Source organism: Patulibacter sp. NPDC049589, from assembly GCF_040675535.1.
Taxonomy (GTDB): Bacteria; Actinomycetota; Thermoleophilia; order Solirubrobacterales; family Solirubrobacteraceae; genus Patulibacter.
Genome location: NZ_JBFAPC010000061.1, coordinates 23,381 through 31,684, shown reverse-complemented (window position 1 = coordinate 31,684; position 8,304 = coordinate 23,381). Strand labels below are relative to the sequence as shown.

The window sequence follows — 8,304 nt, the reverse complement described above, 5'->3', positions numbered from 1 at the left end:
GGGGGGGGGGGGGGGGGGGGGGGGGGGGGGGGGGGGGGGGGGGGGGGGGGGGGGGCGGGGGGGGGGGGGGGGGGGGGGGGGGGGGGGGGGGGCGGGGGGGGGGGGGGGGGGGGGGGGGGGGGGGGGGGGGGGGGGCGGGGGCCGAGGTCGGGGCCGGGCGTCCTCGGCGCCGCCGACCACCGCTGTCCCCGCGGGTCCGCCGCGGGTGGACCGCCCGGCCCCGACCCCGGCCCCGGCCCCGACCCCGACCCCGACCCCGGCCCCGGCCCCGACCCCGGGCCCGGCGCCCCCCGACGAGGGCACGATCTCGCCGGCCGAGGAGGAGTACCTCGCCTCCCTCGCCTCGCTGGACGGGGACGACGCCGCCGGCTCGCGGAGCACCGACGACGGCGCGTTCGACCCGGGGTCGTACGGCGAGGCCCCGGTCTTCGACGACCCCGGCGCGTTCGACGACACCCCGGTGTTCGACGATCCGGGCGGATTCGAGGAGGCCCCGGCGTACGAGGACGCGTTCGCCTCCGGCCCGTCGGGCGGCACGATCCCGCCGCCGACCGGTCCCGCACCCGCGCGCGCGGCGCTGGACCACGTCTCGCCCGACTCGCTGCTGCACCTGCTGGGGCTGGAGAGCTTCCGGCCCGGGCAGCGCGAGGCCGTGCAGGCCGCGCTCGAGGGCCGCGACTCGCTGGTCGTCATGCCCACCGGCGGCGGCAAGAGCCTCTGCTACCAGCTGCCCGCGCTGGCCGGCGACGACCTGACCGTCGTCGTGTCGCCGCTGATCGCCCTCATGCGCGACCAGTGCGCGCGGCTGACGGACCTCGGGCATCCCGCCGTGATGCTGGCCTCCGGCGGCGACGGGGCGAGCAACCGCCGGGCGCTGGACGAGATCCGCGACGGCACGGCCAAGGTCTGCTTCGCGGCCCCGGAGCGGTTCGCGTCCGGGGTCTTCCGGGCCGCGATCCGCGCGCGGGCGATCGCGCTGTTCGTCGTCGACGAGGCGCACTGCGTCAGCGAGTGGGGCCACGACTTCCGGCCCGACTACCTGCGGCTCTCGTCGGTCATCGCCGAGCTCGGCCACCCGCCGGTGATGGCGTGCACCGCGACGGCGACGCCGAAGGTCGCCGAGGAGATCGTCGCGCGGCTCGAGCTGACGGCGGCCACCCGCGTGCGCTCGGGCTTCGACCGGCCGAACCTCTCCTTCGACGTCCTGCCGTTCGACGGCCAGGGCTCGGTGGCGCGGAAGAAGGCGACGCTCGTCGCCGGCGTGTCGGACCCGGCCAACCGCCCCGCCGTCGTCTACTGCGGCACCCGGAAGAGCACCGAGGAGGTCACGGAGCTCCTGAACGCCACCGGCGTGACGGCGGTCGGGTACCACGCCGGCATGTCGGCGGACGTCCGTGCGAGCCGGCAGGACGCGTTCATGCGCGGCGACGCCGAGGTCGTCGTGGCCACCAACGCGTTCGGCATGGGCGTCGACAAGGCCGACGTGCGCTCGGTCTGGCACTGGGCGCTGCCGTCGTCGCTGGAGGCCTACTACCAGGAGGCCGGCCGCGCGGGCCGCGACGGCGCGCTGGGCCGCGCGGTGCTGCTGGCGTCGCGGTCGGACCTCGGCCGACTCGTCCGCTTCATCCAGGAGGCCGAGGTCACCGTCGAGCAGGTCGGCGGGCTCGTCGGCCGGCTGCGGGCGCAGGCCGGCGGGGACGGCGTCGTCGACGCCGACCCGGGGCAGGACCGCGACCGGATCGCGCTGGCGATCGCCGAGCGCGCCGGGGCCGTCGAGCTCGAGCCCGGCCCCGGCGGCCGCCTGCGGGTGCGCGTCCACCCCGGCGGCGTCGACCACGGTCGCGTCGCCCAGATGTGCCGCGAGGCCAAGGACCGCCGCTGGCAGGCGTACCGCTCGATCGAGAAGTACGCGTCGGGCGACAACCACGTCTGCCGCCGCCGGCAGCTGCTCGACCACTTCGGGGATCCCGAGGACGGCGCGCCGCTCGGCCGCTGCTGCGACGTCCACGACCCCGTCGACTGGCTGCCGCCGATCACGGTCAAGGCGGGGCGCTCGCGGGGGTCCTCCGCGCCGGCGGAGGAGGAGGGCCGGCCGGTCTCCGACGACGAGATGGCGCCGCTGAAGGCCTGGCGCCGCGAGCGCGCAGACGGCAAGCCGGCCTACACCGTCGCCACCGACGCGACGCTGCGCGAGGTCGTCCGCCGCCAGCCGTCGACGCCCGACGAGCTGCTCGCGATCAAGGGCATCGGCCAGTCGTTCCTGACGAAGCACGGCGACGCGCTCCTCGAGCTGCTGCGCCGCTGAGCCGCGCCGGCGCGCGCCTCCCGGCGGCGTGGTCGGGGCAGTCCCCGGGGCGCCCCGCCGCGTCGTCCGCGCGCCCCGCCGGCGTCGTCCGCGCCGCCCCTCGTGCGGCACCGCGACGGTCGTCGGGACCCTGTCCCCGCAGGACGGCGCCGCGGTGACGCGGACCGCCGGCCTCGCGATCACGGGCTGCAAGGACCTGCCGTTCCGGCCGAAGATCGCGCTGTCGCTGCGCAACCGCACGCAGGTCCGCAAGGGCACGCACCCGCGGCTGACGGCGAAGGTCACGCAGTTCGAGTCCGAGGCCGGGCTGAAGACGGCCCAGGTCGCGCTGCCTAAGCGCCTGGCCCTGGCGGCCGACAACGCGAAGGGCCTCTGCGAGGCGGCCGCCGCGAAGGCCGGCACGTGCCCGGCCGCGTCGATCGTCGGCTCCGCGTCGGCGACCACGACGATCCTCGATCGCCCGCTGAGCGGCCCGGTCTACTTCGTCAAGGGCCAGCGCACGACGGCTGCGGGCAAGGTCGTCTCGACCCTGCCGACGCTCCAGGTGGCGCTGCGCGGGCAGGTCGCGATCGACCTGCAGGCGACGACCGCCGTCAGCCACGGCCGGCTGGTGACGACGTTCCCGGCGATCCCGGACCAGCCGCTGACGTCGTTCACGCTCAACATCGACGGGGGCAAGCACGGGATCATCGCCCTGACCGGCGATCTGTGCGCGGGACGGATCGCGGGCAGCGCGCGGTTCACGAGCCAGAGCGGCAAGAAGGCGCCGACGCGCGAGCCGTGGATCACCACGGAGTGCGCGAAGAAGCGCAAGGGCTGAGCGCCCGGGGTCGCCGGCGGAACGCGCCGGCGGTCCCGAGCGGGATCCCTCGGCCACCGGCGCGCGGCCCGGCCGTCTGGTTCGGCCCTCCCCGCCGTCGGGCTCAGCCGTCCCGGCCGTCCGCCTCAGGCGTCCGGCCCGGTCTCCCCGTCCCAGTAGTCGACCGCCGACGAGCGCCGGGCCCTCAGGTCCTCGCCCTCGAAGCCGGTGTGGACCGCGACCTTGTCCGAGTCCGGGTAGGCGGTGGCGCCGAGGCGGTGGACCTCCGACCACATGAGGACGCGGACGTCCTCGTCGGTCTCGTTCGTGACCCGGTGGCCACCGGCGGGCCCGGTCGGGAAGAACACGAGGTCCATCGGCGCGTGGACGGCGGAGCCCTCCGGCGTCCGGATCGTCGGCGTGCCCGAGAGGACGAGCAGCCACTCCTCCTCGCCGTACTCGTAGTGGTACGGGCAGTTCGACTGCCCCGGCGGCAGCACGTAGAGGCTGGCGCCGGTCTGCTTCGCGCCCAGGCCGCCGCCCACTCGGGCCATCAGCGCGCGGTAGCCCGGGGGATCGGTGTCGTCCAGCTCGGGGACGACCTGGTCGAGGTTCACGTGGGGCATCGGTCGATGATGGCCTCTGGAGGGGACGGCGACCGGGGGCGCCGAGGCGGTGGCTCCCGACCGGCGATCGCGGTGGCCCGGCCCACGCGACACGCCGACGAGGGTCGGGCGGGCGCGCGGCGTCCCAGTGGGGGAGGAAACCGTCCCCCGCTGCGGCGTGTGCCGCGATCGTTCCCCGGGCAACGGTTGCCCATGACCACCATCGCGATCATCGGTGCCGGACGCGGACTCGGGGCGGCCGTCGCCCGCCGCTTCGGCAAGGAGGGGCTCTCGATCGCCCTGATCTCCCGCAGCCAGGAGCGCGCCGACGGCCTCGCCGCCGACCTGTCCTCCGAGGGCCTCACGGCGAAGGGCTTCGCCGCCGACGTGCGCGACCCCGACTCGATCGCCGCGGCGCTCGAGGCGGCGACCGAGACGCTCGGCCCGATCGAGGTCCTGCAGTACAGCCCGCTGCCGCAGAAGGACTTCATGCGGCCGGTGCTCGAGACGACGCCGAAGGACCTCGTCGGCCCGGTCGAGTTCTCGATCTACGGGCCCGTCGCCGCGGTCCACGCCGTCGTCCCTGGCATGCGCTTCCTGCGCGACCAGGGCAAGGGCACCATCCTCTTCGTCAACGGCGGCTCGGCCGTCAAGCCGGGGCGCAACGTCACCGGCACGAGCATCGCGTTCGCCGGCCAGGCCGCCTACGCGCAGCTGCTCAACGAGGTCCTCGGCGAGGAGGGCATCCAGGTCTCGCAGCTGATCATCGGCGGCCGCATCGAGGAGGGCGACCCGAAGAAGGACCCGGGCGTCCTCGCCGACCTCCTCTGGGACCTGCACGTCAAGCGCGACCGCTTCCGGGTGCAGGTCAGCACGGACTGAGGATCAGCGCAGCGTCACCGGCATCGACTTCCACTGGTTGAGGAAGAGCGAGCGCATCCGCTCGCCCTTCCCGTCCAGCGCCATGTCGGGGAAGCGCGCGAGCGTCTCCTCGATCCAGATCCGCAGCTCCATGCGGGCCAGCGACGCGCCGAGGCAGAAGTGCCGGCCGCCGGCGCCGAACGCCTGGTGCTTGTCGAGGCCCGCGCGGTGGATGTCGAACGCCTCGGGGTCGTCGAAGACCTCGGGGTCGCGGTTGGACGCGATGTACCAGAGCAGCACGCGGTCGCCGGCCGGGATCGTGACGCCGCCGATCTCCGTCTCCTCCGTCGTGGCACGGCCCATGAAGCCGAACGCGGGGAAGCAGCGCAGGCCCTCCTCGACGGCGGCGGGGATCAGCGACGGGTCGTCGATCAGGGCCTGCCGCTGCTCCGGGTGCTCGATCAGGGCACGCATCGTCGCCAGGTACGTGGCGCGGGTCGAGTCGTTGCCGGCGGCGAGCAGCAGGATGAAGAACGTCGCGATCTCGAACGGCTCGAGGTGCTCGCCGTCGACCTCCGCAGTGATCAGGGCGGACAGCAGGTCGGTGCCCGGGTCCTGGGCGCGGGCCTCGCGGACCTCCTCGATGTAGGCGACGATCTGCAGGAACTCCGTCTGCGTGTCGTCCCAGCCCGAGCGCACCTCGGGATCCTCGAACGCCGTCGCCACGTTGGTCCAGTGGACGAGACGGGCGTCGTCCTCCTCGGGCGTGCCGAGCAGCGACCCGATGACGCGGGCGGGGATCGGCCGGGCGACCTCGACGGCCAGGTCGCACCCGTCCCGGTCGACGAAGCGGTCGAGGACCTCGCGGACGATCGTGCGGACGGCCTCCTCGTGCAGCGCGATCCGCTTGGGCGTGAACGCCTTGCCGACCAGCTGCTTCATCCGGTCGTGGCGCGGCGGGTCCATCGAGATCATCTGCAGCCGCTGCATGTCGAGCGGCAGGCCGAAGTCGTCGACGAGGAAGATCCCGCGGCGCTCGGAGGAGAACGTCTTGAAGTCGCGCGTCGCCGCGTGGACGTCGGCGGCGCGGGTCAGCGACCAGAAGCCGCCCTCGCCGGGGTAGCGCTCGTTCGGGCTCCAGTGCACGGGCTGCTCGGCGCGCAGCCGCGCGAACAGCTCGTACGGCGGACCGTCGGTCCACAGGGCGTGGTCGCCGAGGTCGATGTCGAGGCGGGTCTCCGTCGTGGCCATGAGGCGACGCTACTCCTTGGCTTGACTCAGTGTCAAGTCGATGCGTCGTGACCGTCCGTCGCGGGTCGCTATCCTGGGGCGGGCATGCCGCTCGCGCGTTCGACCGCCCACCTGGACCGCGTCCGTGAGCGCGGCGAGGCCGCGTACCTGCAGGCCGCCGAGGACCTGGTGTCCGAGGGCGTGACCTACAGCGAGCTCTCGATCGCGGCGCTGTCCAAGCGCGCCGGCTTCTCGCGGCCGACCTTCTACTCGTACTTCACGGACAAGCGTGCGCTGGCGTCGGCGGTCGGCCGCCGCTTCGAGGACGAGCTGGGGGAGGGCGTCGACGCCTGGCTGCTGGGCCGCGAGGACCTGAGTCTCCGCGAGGCGATGACGCGGACGGTGACGACCTTCGTCGACCACCGCGGCGCGGTCCTCCTGCTCGCCGAGGCGTCGACGTACGACGAGGAGATCCGCGCCTTCTGGTCGGCCGTCCACGAGCGCTTCGCCGACCTGATCCGCGACCGCATGCGCCGCGACGGGGTGTCCCAGGACGAGGACCGCATCGCGGCGACCGCCTCGATGCTCGTCTGGGGCACCCAGGCCACGATCGTCGAGCACCTGCGCGCGGCGCCGTCGAGCCTGGATGCGCTGATCGAGGCGCTCTGCGTGACGTGGGGAGCGGCGCTCGGGGTGTGACCGCTCCGTCGGGGGGGGGCGGGCGCACGACGCCTGCGCACCCCGCGCGGTGTCGCCGGGCGCGAGCGGACCCCGGGCCCTAGCCCGTCGTGCGGTCCAGGTTGTAGGCCGCGCTGTCCTGCCATGTCTCCCACGAGACGGGCGTGCCGTACTTGTCGAAGAGGGAGACGGTCGTGGTCCGTGCCGACGAGCGCGGCGGTGCGCAGGTCGCCGATCAGTCCGTGCTGGGCGATCGCCAGCGGGGGCTGCGCCCCGCTCACGCGGTGCCGTCCAGGCGCCACCCGCGCGGGTGCGGCAGATCGATCGCCTCCTGCGGGCCCCAGGATCCCTGCTCGTACGGGAGCGGTGCGCGGCCGCCGGCGCCGACCGCGTCGAGCGCAGGCGCGCAGACCTCCCACAGGCGCTCGATCTCCTCGGCGCGGGTGAAGAGCGTGTGGTCGCCCTTCATGACGTCGTGCAGCAGGCGCTCGTAGGCCTCCAGCCCGTGCGCGCCGTAGAAGTCCTGGTCGACGTCGAGGCGGAAGGTCGCGCCGCCGAGCTCGAGCGTCGGGCCGGGGACCTTCGCGAGGACCTCGATCGAGACGGTCGGCTCCTCGGAGAGCTCGAAGACGATCTCGTTCGGGCGCGCCCGCGGACCGCCGGCGGTGCCGCCCGGGTAGCCGTCGGCGTCCTCGCCACCCTGCCCGCCGGGCCCGTTGTGCAGCAGCGGGAACATCCGCAGCGGCGGCTCGCGGAAGCCGACCGTGACGGTGCGACGGCCCTCGGCCAGCGCCTTGCCGGTGCGCAGGAAGAACGGCACGCCCGTCCAGCGCCAGTTGTCGACCCACGCCTCGAGCGCGACGAACGTCTCCACGTCGGAGTCGCCCGCGACGTCCTCCTCGTCGCGGTAGCCGTCGTACTGGCCGACCACCACGCGCTCGGGGTCCAGCGGCCGGAGCGACTGGAAGAGCTTCGTGCGCTCGGCGTGCAGCGCGGCGGCGGTGAGCGCGACCGGCGGCTCCAGCGCGACGAAGCCCAGCAGCTGGAGCAGGTGCGTCGTGACCATGTCACGGAACGCGCCGGTGCCCTCGTAGAACGCGGCGCGGCCCTCGATCGTCAGCTTCTCCGGCACGTCGATCTGGACGTAGGCGACGTGGTCGCGGTTCCAGATCGGCTCGAACAGGCCGTTGGCGAAGCGGAACGCGAGGATGTTCTGCGCGGCCTCCTTGCCGAGGAAGTGGTCGATGCGGAAGATCTGGTCCTCCGCCAGCGTCTCGTGCAGCGCGGCGTTGAGCTCCTTCGCGCTCTCCACGTCGTGGCCGAACGGCTTCTCGATCACGAGCGCGGCGTCCTTCGCGATCCCGGTCTCGCCGAGCATCCCGACCATGCCGCGCATGGCGGCGGGCGGGACCGAGAGGTAGACGAGCCGCTTGCCCTTCGCGTCGATCTCCTCCTCGGCGGCCTTCACGGCGTCGGCCAGGTCGGTGCCGTCGTCGGCGGAGGACACGACGAACGACAGCCGCTTCGAGAACTCCGACCACGCCTCGTCGGTCAGCTCCTTGCGGCCGAACTCGTCCAGCGCGGCGTGGATCCGCTCGCGGAACTCCTCGTCGGTGCCCGGCGAGTGGCGGCCCGAGCCGATGATCCGGAAGTCCTCCGGCATCAGCCCCTCGAGCATCAGGTGGAAGAAGCCGGGGAAGAGCTTGCGCTTGGCGAGGTCGCCGGTCGCCCCGAAGAGCACCAGGACCCGGTTCTCGGGGCGCTGCGGCTGGGTGGTCTTCGCGTCGGTCCGGTCGGGCATCGTCCTCCCATGTTCCCGTTCGCGC

7 protein-coding genes are annotated in these 8,304 nt (G+C 74.2%); 4 read left to right on the top strand and 3 right to left on the bottom strand.

The genetic code is table 11. From position 1 onward, the window contains the following. The first annotated feature begins 205 nt into the window (after positions 1 to 205). Together AB0L40_RS13345 and AB0L40_RS13340 are read left to right on the top strand one after the other, a co-directional pair. Positions 206 to 2,305: an ATP-dependent DNA helicase RecQ gene (locus AB0L40_RS13345; RefSeq protein WP_364354874.1), complete on the top strand. Its 2,100-nt coding sequence runs from the start codon at positions 206 to 208 to the stop codon at positions 2,303 to 2,305. Between the two features lie 154 nt (positions 2,306 to 2,459). Then, positions 2,460 to 3,125 carry a hypothetical protein gene (locus AB0L40_RS13340; protein WP_364354871.1) on the top strand — a complete coding sequence of 222 codons (666 nt, stop codon included), beginning with the start codon at positions 2,460 to 2,462 and terminating at the stop codon, positions 3,123 to 3,125. 125 nt (positions 3,126 to 3,250) lie between these two features. Here AB0L40_RS13340 and AB0L40_RS13335 read toward each other — a convergent pair whose 3' ends face one another. Further along, positions 3,251 to 3,730 (bottom strand): cupin domain-containing protein, encoded by a 480-nt coding sequence (locus AB0L40_RS13335; protein ID WP_364354868.1) that lies wholly within the window; start codon positions 3,728 to 3,730, stop codon positions 3,251 to 3,253. Between the two features lie 192 nt (positions 3,731 to 3,922). Here AB0L40_RS13335 and AB0L40_RS13330 point away from each other — a divergent pair, with 192 nt between their 5' ends. Beyond that, positions 3,923 to 4,591 carry an SDR family NAD(P)-dependent oxidoreductase gene (locus AB0L40_RS13330; RefSeq protein WP_364354865.1) on the top strand — a complete coding sequence of 223 codons (669 nt, stop codon included), beginning with the start codon at positions 3,923 to 3,925 and terminating at the stop codon, positions 4,589 to 4,591. A 3-nt stretch (positions 4,592 to 4,594) separates the two neighbouring features. On the opposite strand, the gene AB0L40_RS13325 is transcribed toward AB0L40_RS13330, so the two are convergent. After that, positions 4,595 to 5,821: a cytochrome P450 gene (locus AB0L40_RS13325; RefSeq protein ID WP_364354862.1), complete on the bottom strand. Its 1,227-nt coding sequence runs from the start codon at positions 5,819 to 5,821 to the stop codon at positions 4,595 to 4,597. A gap of 84 nt (positions 5,822 to 5,905) precedes the next feature. Between AB0L40_RS13325 and AB0L40_RS13320 the strand changes: the two genes are divergently transcribed. After that, positions 5,906 to 6,499, top strand: coding sequence for a TetR/AcrR family transcriptional regulator (locus AB0L40_RS13320; protein WP_364354859.1), 594 nt, complete (start codon positions 5,906 to 5,908; stop codon positions 6,497 to 6,499). 256 nt (positions 6,500 to 6,755) lie between these two features. On the opposite strand, the gene AB0L40_RS13315 is transcribed toward AB0L40_RS13320, so the two are convergent. After that, the gene (locus AB0L40_RS13315; protein WP_364354856.1) at positions 6,756 to 8,279 is read right to left on the bottom strand and encodes a glucose-6-phosphate dehydrogenase; all 1,524 of its coding nucleotides are present in this window, start codon (positions 8,277 to 8,279) and stop codon (positions 6,756 to 6,758) included. Positions 8,280 to 8,304 lie beyond the last annotated feature (25 nt).